This is a genomic window from Streptomyces flavofungini, assembly GCF_041028215.1.
Classification (GTDB): Bacteria; Actinomycetota; Actinomycetes; order Streptomycetales; family Streptomycetaceae; genus Streptomyces; species Streptomyces flavofungini_B.
In genome coordinates this window covers 1-14,525 of sequence record NZ_JASKYR010000126.1, presented here as the reverse complement: position 1 = coordinate 14,525, position 14,525 = coordinate 1, and the positions used below count along the sequence as shown (strand labels likewise).

Sequence of the window (14,525 nt, the reverse complement as noted above, 5' to 3'; positions counted from 1 at the left end):
CGTCGGGACGCGGAAGGCCCGCCCCCAACAGGGACGGGCCTTCGCGTTGCGGAGAGGCGGAGTATCAGCTCTCCGGGGTCTCCACGGGCTCTGCCTTCTTGCGGGTGCGCCGACGCGGCGCGGCGACCGGTGCCTCGGTCGTCGGCTCCGGAGCGGCAGCCGCCTTGCGTGTACGGCGACGCGGCTTCGGCTCCTCCGACGACTGCGCCGGGATCTCCGCCTCGGCGACCGGCTCGGCCGCCTTGCGGGTGCGGCGGCGCTTCGGCTTCTCCTCCGCCGGGGTCTCCGTCACGACGGCCTCGGTCGCTTCCGCCACCGGCTCCGCCGTCTTGCGGGTGCGGCGCTTGGGCTTCGCCTCGGCGACGGGGGCTTCCGCCACAGGGGCCTCGGTCACGGCTGCCTCGGCGACCGGCTCGGCCGCCTTGCGGGTGCGGCGGCGCTTCGGCTTCTCCTCCGCCGGGGCCTCCGACACGACGGCCTCGGCCGCCTCCGCCACCGGCTCCGCCGTCCTCCGGGTGCGGCGCTTGGGCTTCTCCTCGACCACGGTGGCTTCCGCCACAGGGGCCTCGGTCACGGCCGCCTCGGCGACCGGCTCGGCCGCCTTGCGGGTGCGGCGGCGCTTCGGCTTCTCCTCCGCCGGGGCCTCCGACACGACGGCCTCGGCCGCCTCCGCCACCGGCTCCGCCGCCTTGCGGGTGCGGCGCCTCGGCTTCGCCTCGGCCACGGCCGCTTCCGCCACAGGGGCCTCGGTCACGGCCGCCTCGGCCACCGGCTCCGCCGCCTTACGGGTACGGCGACGCTTCGGCTGGTCCTCCACCGGGGCATCCGGCACGACAGCCTCGGCGACGGGCGGCGCCGTTGCCACGGCCACAGCCGCCTCCGCCACAGCCGCCTCCGCCACCGGCGCGGCCACCTGCTCCGCGCCCCCGGCCCGCGTCCTGCGGCGCCGCCTGGGCGTACGCGGCTCGGTCGGCTCGGACTGCCGCGTCGGCTCCGACTGCTGCGTCGGCACCGCGGCAGCGGACGACGTCGCCTCGGGAGTCGTCGGCGCCGTCGCGGCGTCCAGCGGGCTGCCGGCGCGCGTACGGCGACGGCGGCGCGGCGTACGCGCCGGGCGCTCCTGCTCCTGAGCCGACGCGGACGCTGATGCGGACGCGGACCCGCGGCCACGGTCCCTGCGACCGCCACCGCCGCCGCTCCGCCCGCGGCCACCCGTCTCGCCCAGGTCCTCGATCTCCTCGGCGCCCAGACCGGCACGGGTCCGCTCGGCGCGCGGCAGGACACCCTTGGTGCCCGCCGGGATGTCGAGGTCCTCGTACAGGTGCGGGGAGCTGGAGTACGTCTCGACCGGGTCGTTGAAGCCGAGGTCGAGCGCCTTGTTGATGAGCTGCCAGCGCGGGATGTCGTCCCAGTCGACCAGCGTGATCGCGATGCCCTTGGCGCCCGCGCGGCCGGTGCGGCCGATGCGGTGCAGGTAGGTCTTCTCGTCCTCGGGGGACTGGTAGTTGATGACGTGCGTCACGCCGCCGACGTCGATGCCGCGCGCGGCGACGTCCGTGCAGACGAGCACGTCCACCTTGCCGTTGCGGAACGCCCGCAGGGCCTGCTCGCGCGCGCCCTGGCCCAGGTCGCCGTGGACGGCGCCCGAGGCGAAACCGCGGCGTTCGAGCTGCTCGGCGATGTCGGCGGCCGTCCGCTTCGTACGGCAGAAGATCATCGCGAGTCCGCGGCCCTCGGCCTGGAGGATGCGCGAGACCATCTCGGGCTTGTCCATGTTGTGCGCGCGGTACACGTACTGCTTGGTGTTCGCGACGGTCTGGCCCTCGTCGTCCGGCGCGGTGGCGCGGATGTGCGTGGGCTGCGACATGTAGCGACGGGCGAGGCCGATGACGGCGCCCGGCATGGTCGCCGAGAACAGCATGGTCTGGCGCTTCACCGGAAGCATGTTGATGATCTTCTCGACGTCGGGCAGGAAGCCCAGGTCGAGCATCTCGTCGGCCTCGTCGAGGACCAGGCACTTGATGTGCTTGAGGTCGAGCTTGCGCTGGCCCGCGAGGTCGAGGAGACGGCCCGGCGTGCCGACGACGATGTCGATGCCCTTCTTGAGGGCCTCGACCTGCGGCTCGTATGCACGGCCGCCGTATATGGCGAGGACGCGGACATTGCGCGCCTTGCCCGCGGTCAGGAGGTCGTTCGTCACCTGCTGGCAGAGCTCGCGGGTGGGGACGACGATGAGGGCCTGCGGCGCCTCGGTGAGCTGCTCGGGCGCGGCGCGCCCGGCCTCGACGTCGGCGGGGACGACCACGCGCTCAAGGAGCGGGAGGCCGAAGCCGAGCGTCTTGCCGGTGCCGGTCTTGGCCTGGCCGATGACGTCCGTGCCGGAAAGGGCGACGGGGAGGGTCATCTCCTGGATGGGGAAGGGGTTGATGATGCCGACGGCTTCGAGCGCCTCGGCCGTCTCGGGAAGAATCCCGAGCTCTCGGAAAGTCGTAGTCAGGGCTATGCCTCTTCTGTGAGACGCGGCGCGAGGCGAACGCTGGGGGTCGTGACCGTGCCACTACCGCCGGCCGCTTGGGGGGCGGGCCGGGGGCGCGGGACCACTGCCGGCGCTCGAGCGCTCTTACCGCTGAGGTTCCCTCCTCGTGCGTCCGCAGCTGCGCGGGCCGCCCGGAGGGCTGTCGGGTCGGAGCCGATCGGGCCACCGACCGGGCATCCTCATTCGTTGTCCCACTGAATATTCAGCAGGCGCATTACCACTGTACCCCGGAATCTCGCAGGCGTGTCCGGCGAATTGGTCACATGGTCGTCGTCACAGTCACTGGCCAGGTCCTTACGGGGTACCGCGAGCGGGCTATTGTGCGGTTCATGGAGACGCCTGACACCGCCGCTGAATCCGCCGCCGAACCCACCGGGGTCGCCGCCCAGGACTGGGCGAAAGCCTCCGCCGAGCCGCACTACCGCGCCGCGGTCGTGGATCTGCTCGGCGCGCTCGCCTACGGGGAGCTCGCGGCGTTCGAGCGGCTCGCGGAGGACGCGAAGCTCGCGCCGACGCTCGGCGACAAGGCGGAGCTGGCGAAGATGGCGTCGGCGGAGTTCCACCACTTCGAGCAGTTGCGCGCCCGCCTCTCGGAGATCGGCGCCGAGCCGACGGAGGCCATGGAGCCCTTCGTCGCCGCGCTCGACGGCTTCCACCGCCAGACGGCGCCTTCCGACTGGCTCGAAGGCCTGGTCAAGGCGTACGTGGGCGACTCGATCGCCAGTGACTTCTACCGCGAGGTGGCGGCCAGGCTGGACGCCGACACGCGCGAGCTCGTCCTCGCCGTCCTCGATGACACCGGGCACGCCAGCTTCGCCGTGGAGAAGGTGCGGGCCGCGATCGAGGCCGATCCGCGCGTCGGCGGGCGGCTCGCGCTCTGGGCGCGTCGTCTGATGGGCGAGGCGCTCTCGCAGTCGCAGCGGGTCGTGGCGGACCGGGACGCCCTGTCGACGATGCTCGTCGGTGGCGTGGCCGACGGCTTCGACCTCGCCGAGGTCGGCCGGATGTTCTCGCGGATCACCGAGGCGCACACCAAGCGGATGGCCGCGCTGGGCCTCGCGGCCTAGCCGTAGCCCGCCGTACGCAGAGAAGCCGTACACAGAGAAGCCGTACGCAGAGAAAAGGCGGCGCCCGCCGCGCATGGGCGGCGGCGCACCGCCCGGACCGGCGGCGGTCAGGCCGTCGCCGAGCGGCGCAGTCTGCCGTGGGTGGGGCGGATCAGCAGCGACAGCAGGGCCACCGATACGGCGACCGCTCCTACGAGTGTCGCGACGGCGTGGCCCGGGCCGAGTGCCATGTGTGTGATGAAGGCGCCGACGAGGGCGCCCGTCGGGCCCGTGGAGAGAACGAGGCTGCGCGTGGGCAGCCGGTGGCCCAGTCGGTGGGCCGTGGCCAGAGCCAGGGCCAGGCCCAGCAAGATGGAGCCGAGTGCTTCCAGAATCACGGAGATGCCCTCCCTCGCAGCCAGGTGCAAATCGGTCCTAGCCGGTCTACCCCGGGCGGCCGGAATACAACCCTCCGAGAGGCGGCGCCCTCGCGGCTCTTCCGCGCGGCGGTCGGTCCGTACGGCAGGGGGCGTCAACGCGCAAGCGGGGCCCGGCGGTTGTCACCACCGGGCCCCGCTCGTGTGCAGTTGTCAGGTACCACCAGGTACTGAAGGTGCTACAGGTAATACAGGTGCTCCTGGTACTGCGGGTGCTACTGGTGCTACAGGGCGCTGAAGCCCACCTTGCGTGCGGTCGGCTCGCCGAGCTCGACGTACGCGAGGCGGTCGGCCGGAACCAGGACCTTGCGGCCGTGGTCGTCCACGAGGCTCAGCAGCGGCGACTTGCCGGTCAGCGCCTCGGACACCGCGTGCTCGATTTCCTCGGCGCTCTGGCCGCTCTCCAGCACGATCTCGCGGGGCGCGTACTGCACGCCGATCTTGACCTCCACGGCTTTGTCCCTCCGACGGTCAGTCTGTGCGCGGCCGTCCGCGCCGTACCCAGCACACATTAGCCCGGTGCGGGGACGGGTACGGACGCGGCCGTGAACGCCGGTAGCGAACACGGAACGGGAACAAAGGAGCCCCTGACGTGTGCGGGGTCAGTGGCCCTCGATGCCGTGCAGCGGGAAGCCCGCGATGCCGCGCCAGGCGAGCGAGGTGAGCAGCTCCACGGCCTTGTCGCGGGGGACCGTGCTGCCACTGGCCAGCCAGTACCGCGCGACGACCTGGGAGTAGCCGCCGAGGCCCACGGCGAGGAGCATCGCCTCGTCCCTGGGCAGACCGGTGTCCTCCGCGATGACCTCGCAGATCGCCTCGGCGCACTGGAGGGTGACGCGGTCGACGCGCTCGCGGACCGCCGCCTCGTTGGTCAGGTCGGACTCGAAGACCAGCCGGAAGGCGCCGCCCTCGTTCTCCACGTACGCGAAGTAGGCGTCCATGGTGGCGGCGACGCGCAGCTTGTTGTCCGTGGTGGACGCGAGTGCCGTGCGCACCGACTGCAGGAGCGAGTCGCAGTGCTGGTCGAGCAGGGCCAGGTAGAGGTCGAGCTTGCCGGGGAAGTGCTGGTAGAGCACCGGCTTGCTGACTCCGGCGCGCTCGGCGATGTCGTCCATCGCGGCCGCGTGGTAACCCTGTGCGACGAAAACTTCCTGGGCCGCGCCGAGAAGTTGATTGCGCCGGGCCCGTCGCGGCAGGCGGGTGCCCCGTGGGCGGGCCGCCTCTGTCTGCTCGATGGCTGTCACGCCGCCTCCCAAATCGTCCATGTGCGGTGAGCGCCGCGCCGCCATCGTACTTTTCGGTAACTGTGATGTGTGCGGTGCGAGCGCAGAATTTCACGGACCGGATGACCGCTGAATCGGTATGCAGCAGGGCAAACACGGTCAGCTCTCAGCGGTAGTCGTCCTCGTCGACGGTCACCACACGGGCCTGTTCGGCCAGATCGGCCTCGCTGGCCGCCGCCGGGTCGACGTCCGTCAGGGGGTCGTCCCCGCTGGGCGTGAGATCGGTGTGCTGTTCGGCGGTGTCCGCCTCCGGCGCCTCCACGTCGGCCTCGGCGCCGGTGCTGTCTTCCGTCTCGAAGGTCTCGGGATCGGTCGGGTCGACACTCATCTGTGGCTCTCTTCCCTCGCGGTGCCTGCTGGCCTTCTGGTGCGGGTGCCCTCTTCGCCCGCATTCCATGAGCCTTGGCCCGCTTTCTTTGAGCGTAGGAGGAACTCGGGTGGGGCGCTACGCGGTCCGTGCGCGGTCTGTGACGGCGAACACGTGAACTACCGCGTGATCGTCTCGTAACATTGCCGCATGTCTTCGACCGATCTGCCGCATCTGCTGGCCTCCACGGCCTCGCCCAAGCCCGGCACCGTGGCGGTCGCGGACGGCGAGCGGCTCGACTCGGTCGGACTCCCCGGGCTCTCGCTGACGGTGCGTTCGCGGCCCTCGGTCCGCCCCGGTCTTGAGCCCGCGCTCTTCGTGCACGGGCTCGGCGGCTCCTCGCAGAACTGGTCGGCCCTGATGCCGCTGCTTGAGGACGCCGTCGACTGCGAGGCGATCGACCTGCCGGGGTTCGGGGACTCCCCGCCGCCGGACGACGGCAACTACTCGGTCACCGGGCACGCGCGCGCGGTCATCCGTTATCTCGACGCCCGCGCGCGAGGCCCCGTCCATCTGGTGGGCAACTCGCTGGGCGGCTCCATCACCACCCGCGTCGCGGCGGTCCGCCCCGATCTGGTGCGCACGCTGACGCTCGTCTCGCCCGCTCTGCCCGAGCTGCGGGTGCAGCGTACGGCGGTGCCGACCGGGCTGCTCGCGCTGCCGGGTGTCGCTGCCCTCTTCACCCGGCTGACCAGGCAGTGGACGGCCGAGCAGCGGGTCCGTGGCGTCATGGGCCTCTGTTACGGCGACCCGGGCAAGGTGACGCAGGAGGGGTTCGACGCGGCGGTGCGGGAGATGGAGCGCAGGCTTCAGCTCCCCTACTTCTGGGACGCGATGGCGCGTTCGGCGCGCGGCATCGTCAACGCCTACACTCTGGGCGGCCAGCACGGACTGTGGCGGCAGGCCGAGCGGGTGCTCGCCCCGACACTCCTTGTGTACGGAGGGCGCGACCTGCTTGTCTCGTACCGCATGGCCCGCAGGGCGGCGGCGGCCTTCCGCGACTCGCGGCTCCTCACACTGCCGGACGCGGGCCATGTGGCGATGATGGAGGACCCGGAGACCGTGGCCACGGCCTTCCGTGAACTGCTCGCGGACGCCTCGGCGGGAGACGGGGCCGCCGGGCGGGGCGCGGACACCGCCGCCGGGGCCTCCACCGCGAGAACCACGGAGGCCGCGAAGATCACGGAAGCCGCGAAAACCACGGAAACCACGGAAACAGGGAGCTGAGCCGGCGCGTGGGACGTCACAGCCGCCGGGGTCCGGCAGACACGACTGACAACACCAGCACCTCGGGTACACCGTTCTCGCAGCGTGTCGCCCCGCCGCCGGGCACCGGCCGCCGACGGCGGGCGCACACGGCGGAGGAGACACCGCCGCACGGCACCGCCGCCGCTTCGTACGGCACCCCGCCGCACGGCGTGCCGCAGGCCCGCGGCGGCCATCCGGAGCAGCGTGAGTCCGGTGGCGGCTGGGGCGATCTTGACGGCACCGGCGCGGGGCCGCGGGCCGGTGTGGCGTCGCCCGTCATGCCCGGTCCCCGCACGCACGGCCCCCGCAAGGACTACGTGGCGGCCTTCCCCGAGAGCTACCCGGAGACCGAGGGCCACCCGGAGACCGAGGGTCACCCGCAGGCACCGGGCCCGGGCGGACCGCCGCCGCCCCGCGATCCGTACGCCTCCGTCACCACATGGAGTGACGTCGAGCCGCGTCCCGTTGACGGCGACGCGGCGGACTTCGGCGCTGACGGCGATCTCGGGGACGGCGGCGCCGAGAGCGGGGTGAAGGGCAGGCGCAACCGCCGTGCCTACGCCGGTTTCGCGGCCGCCGCGGTGACCACCGTGCTCGCGGTCGTGGTGGCGGGTCAGGTCGCGGGCGGCGGGGACGGCGAGGACACCGCGCCCCGGGCCGCCCCGGACGGCGGCGCCCGTGACACCGACGATCCCGCCTCGCGTTCGGACGAGCGCCGCGAGCCGGTCAAGGGGCCTGACGCGGCCCCTGTCACGTACCAGCAGAAAATGGGCAAGAAATACCCGCTGGACGCGAAACTGGCGGCGTCCGGCGATTTCGAGGCCGTGCGCGGATTCGCGAAGGCACCGGGAAAGGGGCAGCTGTTCCGGTACCGCGTCGACGTGGAGAAGGGGCTCAAGCTCGACGGCCCGCTCTTCGCCGATGCCGTGCAGAAAACCCTGAACGACGAGCGGAGTTGGGCGCACGAGGGCGCCCGTTCCTTCGAGCGCATCTCGTCGGGCAGACCCGATTTCGTCATTACGCTGGCGAGCCCCGGAACGACCGCGGCCTGGTGTGCGAAATCCGGACTCGACACCACGCAGGACAATGTCTCCTGCGATTCCGCGGCGACGGAACGCGTGATGATCAACGCTTATCGGTGGGCGCAGGGCGCGAAGACCTACGGCGACGACATTTATCCGTACCGCCAGATGCTGATCAATCACGAGGTCGGACACCGGCTCGGTTTCAACCACACGGACTGCTCCAAGAGCGGGGATCTCGCGCCCGTGATGCAGCAGCAGACGAAGTTCCTGGAGCACGACGGCATCAAGTGCAAGGCCAACCCGTGGGCGTTTCCGAAGAGTTGACCTCGTCGGGCCGCCGCTCCGGGAGCCGCTGTCCCGCTGCTTCGACAAGCGTCGCTGGCCGCCGCTCCGACAAGGTTCGCTGCCCGCTGCTTTGACAAGCGTCGCTCATTCGTTCATATTTCTCCGCATGTCGAACCGTCACGCCCCTTCGAGCGCCGCCATCGAGCTGGCGCTGCTCGGCGTGACCGCGCTCTGCGTGGCCGACATCCACTGTTGCTGACGCCCGCCCCGGCGAGTGCGTCGCTCTCTTCACAGCCCTGGCTCCGCAGCCGTCCTTCCGGCTGCCCGTAGCCTTTTCCGCTGCCCTTTCGCGCCTTCTCCGGGGCGAGCTCCGCTCGATTCCCACTGACCCGCCGTGCCCTCGCGCGGTGTTTTCCCCGAGAGGTCTTCTCCGATGCGTCGATCGTCCGTCATAGCCCGCCGCGTGGCAGCGGCATCCGTCAGCCTGGTCCTGGCCTCGGGCGCCGCCGCCTGCGCGGGCCCGAAGGACAACGACGCCGAGAGCGGCGGCGGTGAGCCCGCCAAGGGCGGCACGCTCACCGTCCTCAACCGCGACCCGCAGACCGACTTCGACCCGGCGCGGCTCTACACCTCCGGCGGCGGCAACGTGCCGAGCCTCGTCTTCCGCACGCTGACCACCCGTAACCGCGAGGACGGTGCCAAGGGCGCGGAGGTCGTGCCGGACCTCGCCACCGACCTCGGCAAGCCGAGCAAGAACGCCACCGTGTGGACGTACACCCTGAAGAAGGGGCTCAGGTACGAGGACGGGACGCCGATCACCTCGGCGGACGTCAAGTACGGCATCGAGCGGTCCTTCGCCGCCGAACTCAGCGGCGGCGCGCCCTACCTGCGGGACTGGCTCATCGGCGGGGACAAGTACCAGGGCCCGTACAAGGACAGGAGCGGCAAGGGGCTCGCCTCGATCGAGACGCCGGATGCGCGGACCATCGTCTTCCACCTGAACAAGCCCGAGGGCGAGTTCCCCTATCTGGCGACCCAGACGCAGTTCACGCCGGTGCCGAAGGCCAAGGACAAGGGCACCAAGTACGAGGAGCACCCGCTCTCGTCCGGGCCCTACAAGGTCGTCGAGAACGTCAACGACGGGGAGCGGCTCCGCCTGGAGCGCAATCCGCACTGGTCGGCGGCGACCGACGCCGAGCGCAAGGCCTACCCCGACAGGATCGACGTCCGGTCCGGGCTCGACTCCTCCGTGATCAACCAGCGGCTGGCCGCGGGCCAGGGCGCGGACGCCGCCGCCGTCACCACCGACACCAACCTCGGCCCCGCCGAGCTCGCCAAGGTCACCGGCGACAAGGAGCTGGCCTCACACGTCGGCACCGGGCACTTCGGCTACACCAACTACCTCGCCTTCAACCCGAAGGTGAAGCCCTTCGACGACCCGAAGGTGCGGCAGGCCATCTCGTACGCGGTCGACCGCTCCTCGGTGGTCAACGCCGCGGGCGGCTCCTCGCTCGCCGAGCCCGCGACCACGTATCTGCCGAACCAGAAGTCCTTCGGCTACACGGAGTACGACCACTTCCCGGCCGGTGACTCCGGCGACGCGAAGAAGGCCAGGGAGCTGCTGAAGGAGGCCGGTCACAAGGACGGGCTCACCATCACGCTCACCCACTCCAACGTCAAGGACTTCGAGACCAGCCCGGAGATCGCCACCGCGGTCCAGGACGCGCTCAAGAAGGCCGGGATCACCGTCAGGCTCCAGGGCCTGGAGGACAACGACTACAAGGACAAGATCCACAGCGCCAAGGACGAGCCCGGCCTCTTCCTCGCCCACTGGGGCGCCGACTGGCCCTCCGGCGGGCCCTTCCTCGCCCCGATCTTCGACGGCCGGCAGATCGTGAGGGGCGGCGCCAACTTCAACACCGGCTTCCTCGACGACAAGGCGGTCAACAAGGAGATCGACGAGATCAACAAGCTGACCGACCTGGCGGCCGCCGCCAAGCGCTGGGGCGCCCTGGACAAGAAGATCGGTGAGCGCGCCCTGACCGTGCCGCTCTTCCACCCGGTCTACAAGCGCCTGTACGGCAAGGACGTCAGGAACATCGTGATCAGCGACTGGACCGGCGTCCTGGACGTCTCCCAGGTCGCCGTGGAGGGCAAGTGACGGCCGGTTCCGACGGCGGCTTCTGGCGGCGCCTGCGCGGACAGCGCGCCGCCCTCGCCGCGGGGGCGGTCGTCGTACTGCTCGTCCTCGTGGCGCTCGCCGCGCCCCTGCTCACCGCCGTCGAGGGGCAGGACCCGACCACGTACCACCCGGACCTCATCGACTCGGCGCGCGGTGGTGTGCCGGTCGGCTCCTTCGGCGGGATGAGCGGCGAGCACTGGCTCGGCGTGGAGCCGCAGACCGGCCGCGACCTCTTCGCGCGCCTGGTCCACGGGGCCCGCGTCTCGCTCGGCGTCGCGCTCGCCGCGACCGTCGTGCAGGTGCTCATCGGCGTCGTGGTCGGCATCGCCGCCGGGTGCGGCGGCCGCATGCTCGACCAGCTGCTCAGCCGGGCCACCGATGTCATCGTGGCGCTGCCGCTGATGATCCTCGCGCTCGCGCTGCTCGCCATCGTGCCCGCCGGGTTCCCCCGGCCCGTCCTCGTCGCCCTCGTCATCGGCCTCGTGGCCTGGGGCAACGTGGCCAAGATCGTGCGCGCCCAGACGGTGACGCTCAAGGAGCTCGACCATGTGGCGGCGGCCCGGCTCAGCGGCTGGGGCTCCCTCCAGATCGCCCGGCGCGAACTGCTGCCCGCCCTCGCCGCACCGGTCATCACCTACGCCGCGCTGCTCGTCCCCGTCAACATCACCGTCGAGGCCGCGCTCTCCTTCCTCGGCGTCGGAGTGAAGCCGCCGACCGCCTCGTGGGGACAGATGCTCACCTCCGCCGACGTCTGGTACCAGGCGGCGCCGCAGTACCTCCTGTACCCGGCAGGGGCGCTCTTCGTGACCGTGCTCGCGCTCACCGTCCTCGGCGACGGCGTCCGCACCGCGCTCGACCCCCGGGCCGCGTCCCGGCTCTCGGTCGGGACGGGCCGCAGGCGGGAGGCGCGGGCATGAGCGGCACGGCCGTGCGTTCGCGGCTCTCCTCGTTCCCCGGGCTCGGCGGCGCGGGCGGGTCCGGCGGCCTCGGCGGGTTCGGCGGCTTCGTGCTGCGGCGCCTGGCCGGTGCCGCCGTCACCCTGCTCGTCATCTCCGTCGTCATCTACGTGGTGTTCTACGCCGCCCCCGGCGACGTCGCCCAGATCACCTGCGGCCCGCGCTGCTCGCCCGCGCAGGTCCAGCAGGTCTCCGACCAGCTCCGCCTCGACGACCCGCTGTACGTGCGCTACCTGGAGTTCCTCAAGGGCCTTCTCGTCGGCCACGACTACTCCACCGGAACCGGCGTGGAGCACTGCGGCGCGCCCTGCCTCGGCGTCTCCTACCAGAGCGATGCGCAGGTCACCTCGCTGATCCTCGCGAAGCTGCCGGTCACCGCGTCCCTCGCGCTCGGCGCGATGGTGCTGTGGCTGCTCCTCGGCGTGGGCACCGGCGTGCTCTCCGCCTGGCGGCGCGGCCGGGTCGGCGAGCGGGTCCTGATGGCCGTCACCCTCGCGGGCACCGCGACGCCCGTCTTCGTGATCGGGCTGCTGCTGATGATCGTGGTCTGCGGTCAGCTCCAGTGGCTGCCCTTCCCGAGCTATGTGGCCTTCGGCGACGACCCGACGCAGTGGGCGTGGAACCTGCTCCTGCCCTGGCTCTCGCTCGCCCTGATCGAGGCCGCCAAGTACGCGCGCCTGACCCGCTCCTCGATGCTGGAGACGCTCGCCGACGACCATGTGCGCACCTTCCGCGCGTACGGCGTGGGGGAGCGTTCGATCATCGGCAGGCACGCGCTGCGGGGCGCGGTGGCGCCCGTCATCGCGCTGACCGCCAATGACTTCGGATCGATGTTCGGGGGTGCCGTGCTCAGCGAGACGCTGTTCGGGCTGCCGGGCATCGGGCGCGAGCTCGTGCACGCGGTCAAGGTCGTCGACCTGCCGGTGGTCGTCGGGATGGTCATGGTCACCGGCTTCTTCGTGGTCCTCGCCAATGCCGTCGCGGACGTCCTGTACGCGGTGGCCGACCGACGGGTGGTCCTGTCATGAGCCTCGTGGACGTCGCGGATCTCTCCGTGGAGTTCGCCTCGGGCGTACGCGCCGTGGACGGCCTCTCCTTCTCCCTTGCGGCGGGCGCCGCGCTCGCCCTGGTGGGGGAGTCGGGCTCCGGCAAGTCCTCCGTGGCCTCGGCGCTGCTCGGGCTGCACCGGGGCACCGGTGCGCGCGTCCGCGGCACGGTGCGGGTCGACGGCGTGGACGTGCACGAGGCGCCGGAGGCGGAGCTGCGGCGGCTGCGCGGCGGACGGGCCGCGATGGTCTTCCAGGACCCGCTCTCCTCCCTCGACCCGTACTACGCCGTGGGCGACCAGATCGCCGAGGTGTACCGGGTGCACACCGGGGCGTCCCGGCGGGCGGCACGCGCGCGTGCCGTGGACGTGCTCGACCGGGTCGGCGTCCCCCAAGCGGGGCGCCGTTCGCGCTCGCGTCCGCACGAGTTCAGCGGCGGCATGCGCCAGCGCGCCCTCATCGCCATGGCCCTGGCCTGCGAGCCCGCGCTGCTCGTCGCCGACGAGCCGACCACCGCGCTCGACGTCACCGTGCAGGCCCAGATCCTCGACCTGCTGCACGCGCTGCGGCAGGAGACCGGCATGGGGCTGCTCCTGGTCACCCATGACGTGGGCGTGGCGGCCGAGAGCGCCGACGACGTCCTGGTCATGCGGGGCGGGCGCGTGGTGGAACGGGGAACCGTGGGGGACGTGCTCGCCGGGCCCCGCGAGGCGTACACCAAGGAGCTGCTCGGGGCCGTCCCCCGGGTGGACGGGCCCGCGCCCCGCCGCCGTACGCGCCGCCGGTGACGTGGTGCTCGAAGCGAAGAACCTGCGCAAGGAGTTCGGGCGCGGGAAGCGGGCCCTCACGGCGGTCGACGGGGTGTCGCTCACCGTCCGCGCCGGGGAGACCCTCGGCATCGTCGGCGAGAGCGGCAGCGGCAAGACCACCCTGGGACGCATGCTCGTCGGGCTCCTCGAACCCAGCTCCGGGCAGCTCCGCCGCGCGGACGCCGGGGAGCAGCCGGGCGGCCGGGTGCGGCCGGACGTGCAGATGGTCTTCCAGGACCCGGTGTCCTCGCTGAACCCGCGCCGCTCCATCGGCGAGTCCATCGCCGACCCCCTGCGCGCGCGGGGCGAGGACGACTCCTACGTACGGGGGAGAGTGCGCGAACTCCTCGGGCGCGTGGGGCTCGATCCGGCGCACTACGGTCGCCATCCGCACGAGTTCAGCGGCGGGCAGCGGCAGCGGGTCGGCATCGCGAGGGCGCTCGCCGCCGAGCCGAGGCTCATCGTGTGCGACGAGCCGGTCTCCGCGCTCGATGTGACGACCCAGGCCCAGGTGACCGCGCTCCTCTCGGAGCTCCAGGCCGAACTGGGCCTCGCGCTTGTCTTCGTGGCGCACGATCTGGCCGTGGTGCGCCAGGTCAGCGACCGGGTCGCGGTGATGCGGGGCGGCCGGATCGTCGAGCAGGGAAGCGTGGACGAGGTCTACGGATCACCGCGTGACCCGTACACCCGGCGGCTGCTCGCGGCCGTCCCCGCGCTCGATCCGGAGGCGGCGGCGCGGCGGCGCGCGGCCCGCCGGGAACTGGCCGCAGCCTGACGCTCCGTAGCCGAACCGGGCCGTAGGAGCGCTATAGCGCGACGGAACGCGACCGGCGCGAGAAAGTTACGACCGTTCACCCCTTTTGGTGGCGCGATGGACAACCGTCCGTCGCGCCACCGGCATGACCGCATACGTTCGTCCCGCTGCGAGCCGCCGGACCAACGGCGGCTCCCCAAAAGGGAGATCGGGGGTGCACTCGTGCGCGTCGCACTGCTTACGGAGGGTGGCTATCCGTATCTGAGTGGTGAGGCAAGGCTCTGGTGCGACCGGCTCGTCCGCGGTCTCGGGCAGCACGAGTTCGACGTCTACGCGCTCAGCCGCAGCGAGCACCAGGAGGCACGGGGGCGCGTCGAACTGCCGCCCAACGTCGTCCGGGTGCGGACGGCTCCGCTGTGGACCGTCGCCGACCAGGCGCTCCACGGCGCGGGGCCGCGCGGCGGACGGGGGCGGCGGGCGCGTCGGCGCTTCGTGGAGTGCTTCTCGGAGCTGGCGGACGTGGTGTGCCGACCGGGCGGTCCGGACGAGGG

At 72.0% G+C, this 14,525-nt stretch carries 13 protein-coding genes and 1 pseudogene; 9 read left to right on the top strand and 5 right to left on the bottom strand.

The features are described 5' to 3' along the window. Positions 1 to 64: 64 nt before the first annotated feature. Positions 65 to 2,404 (bottom strand): DEAD/DEAH box helicase, encoded by a 2,340-nt coding sequence (locus AB8Z36_RS11720; RefSeq protein ID WP_369213183.1) that lies wholly within the window; start codon positions 2,402 to 2,404, stop codon positions 65 to 67. A 461-nt stretch (positions 2,405 to 2,865) separates the two neighbouring features. Here AB8Z36_RS11720 and AB8Z36_RS11715 point away from each other — a divergent pair, with 461 nt between their 5' ends. Next, on the top strand, positions 2,866 to 3,603 hold the full coding sequence (locus AB8Z36_RS11715; protein WP_369213182.1) for a ferritin-like fold-containing protein: 738 nt from the start codon (positions 2,866 to 2,868) through the stop codon (positions 3,601 to 3,603). A 107-nt stretch (positions 3,604 to 3,710) separates the two neighbouring features. On the opposite strand, the gene AB8Z36_RS11710 is transcribed toward AB8Z36_RS11715, so the two are convergent. From AB8Z36_RS11710 to AB8Z36_RS11695, 4 genes are all read right to left on the bottom strand, one after another. Further along, entirely contained in the window at positions 3,711 to 3,980 is a 270-nt protein-coding gene (locus AB8Z36_RS11710; protein ID WP_369213181.1) for a hypothetical protein, read from the bottom strand. Positions 3,981 to 4,243: 263 nt separating this feature from the next. Beyond that, positions 4,244 to 4,471: a DUF3107 domain-containing protein gene (locus AB8Z36_RS11705; RefSeq protein WP_194138286.1), complete on the bottom strand. Its 228-nt coding sequence runs from the start codon at positions 4,469 to 4,471 to the stop codon at positions 4,244 to 4,246. A 150-nt stretch (positions 4,472 to 4,621) separates the two neighbouring features. Beyond that, positions 4,622 to 5,263, bottom strand: a complete 642-nt coding sequence (locus AB8Z36_RS11700) for a TetR/AcrR family transcriptional regulator (protein ID WP_369213180.1) — start codon at positions 5,261 to 5,263, stop codon at positions 4,622 to 4,624. Positions 5,264 to 5,408: 145 nt separating this feature from the next. Beyond that, entirely contained in the window at positions 5,409 to 5,630 is a 222-nt protein-coding gene (locus tag AB8Z36_RS11695) for a hypothetical protein (protein WP_369213179.1), read from the bottom strand. Between the two features lie 189 nt (positions 5,631 to 5,819). On the opposite strand from AB8Z36_RS11695, the gene AB8Z36_RS11690 reads away from it, so the two are divergent. The 8 genes and pseudogenes from AB8Z36_RS11690 to AB8Z36_RS11655 form a co-directional block, all read left to right on the top strand. Next, on the top strand, positions 5,820 to 6,896 hold the full coding sequence (locus AB8Z36_RS11690; RefSeq protein WP_369213178.1) for an alpha/beta fold hydrolase: 1,077 nt from the start codon (positions 5,820 to 5,822) through the stop codon (positions 6,894 to 6,896). Between the two features lie 8 nt (positions 6,897 to 6,904). Then, positions 6,905 to 8,266: a DUF3152 domain-containing protein gene (locus AB8Z36_RS11685; protein WP_369213177.1), complete on the top strand. Its 1,362-nt coding sequence runs from the start codon at positions 6,905 to 6,907 to the stop codon at positions 8,264 to 8,266. Positions 8,267 to 8,393: 127 nt separating this feature from the next. Continuing rightward, positions 8,394 to 8,486 (top strand): Ms4533A family Cys-rich leader peptide, encoded by a 93-nt coding sequence (locus AB8Z36_RS11680; protein WP_317850838.1) that lies wholly within the window; start codon positions 8,394 to 8,396, stop codon positions 8,484 to 8,486. Positions 8,487 to 8,660: 174 nt separating this feature from the next. Beyond that, complete coding sequence (locus AB8Z36_RS11675; RefSeq protein WP_369213176.1) at positions 8,661 to 10,388, top strand: ABC transporter substrate-binding protein; 1,728 nt, start codon at positions 8,661 to 8,663, stop codon at positions 10,386 to 10,388. Next, on the top strand, positions 10,385 to 11,326 hold the full coding sequence (locus AB8Z36_RS11670) for an ABC transporter permease (RefSeq protein ID WP_369213175.1): 942 nt from the start codon (positions 10,385 to 10,387) through the stop codon (positions 11,324 to 11,326). The genes AB8Z36_RS11675 and AB8Z36_RS11670 overlap by 4 nt, the downstream gene beginning before the upstream one ends. After that, positions 11,323 to 12,393 carry an ABC transporter permease gene (locus tag AB8Z36_RS11665; protein WP_369213174.1) on the top strand — a complete coding sequence of 357 codons (1,071 nt, stop codon included), beginning with the start codon at positions 11,323 to 11,325 and terminating at the stop codon, positions 12,391 to 12,393. The genes AB8Z36_RS11670 and AB8Z36_RS11665 overlap by 4 nt, the downstream gene beginning before the upstream one ends. Further along, positions 12,390 to 13,995, top strand: a pseudogene (locus AB8Z36_RS11660) (dipeptide ABC transporter ATP-binding protein). The gene AB8Z36_RS11665 and the pseudogene AB8Z36_RS11660 overlap by 4 nt, the downstream one beginning before the upstream one ends. Positions 13,996 to 14,196: 201 nt before the next feature. Then, on the top strand, positions 14,197 to 14,525 hold a 329-nt coding region (locus AB8Z36_RS11655; protein ID WP_369213173.1), incomplete at its 3' end, for a DUF3492 domain-containing protein.

Bases quoted from the DNA above. Each gene is read 5' to 3' on its own strand.
- AB8Z36_RS11720 (WP_369213183.1), bottom strand. From the start codon at position 2,404: ATGACCCTCCCCGTCGCCCTTTCCGGCACGGACGTCATCGGCCAGGCC.
- AB8Z36_RS11715 (WP_369213182.1), top strand. From the start codon at position 2,866: ATGGAGACGCCTGACACCGCCGCTGAATCCGCCGCCGAACCCACCGGG.
- AB8Z36_RS11695 (WP_369213179.1), bottom strand. From the start codon at position 5,630: ATGAGTGTCGACCCGACCGATCCCGAGACCTTCGAGACGGAAGACAGC.
- AB8Z36_RS11690 (WP_369213178.1), top strand. From the start codon at position 5,820: ATGTCTTCGACCGATCTGCCGCATCTGCTGGCCTCCACGGCCTCGCCC.
- AB8Z36_RS11680 (WP_317850838.1), top strand. From the start codon at position 8,394: ATGTCGAACCGTCACGCCCCTTCGAGCGCCGCCATCGAGCTGGCGCTG.
- AB8Z36_RS11675 (WP_369213176.1), top strand. From the start codon at position 8,661: ATGCGTCGATCGTCCGTCATAGCCCGCCGCGTGGCAGCGGCATCCGTC.
- AB8Z36_RS11665 (WP_369213174.1), top strand. From the start codon at position 11,323: ATGAGCGGCACGGCCGTGCGTTCGCGGCTCTCCTCGTTCCCCGGGCTC.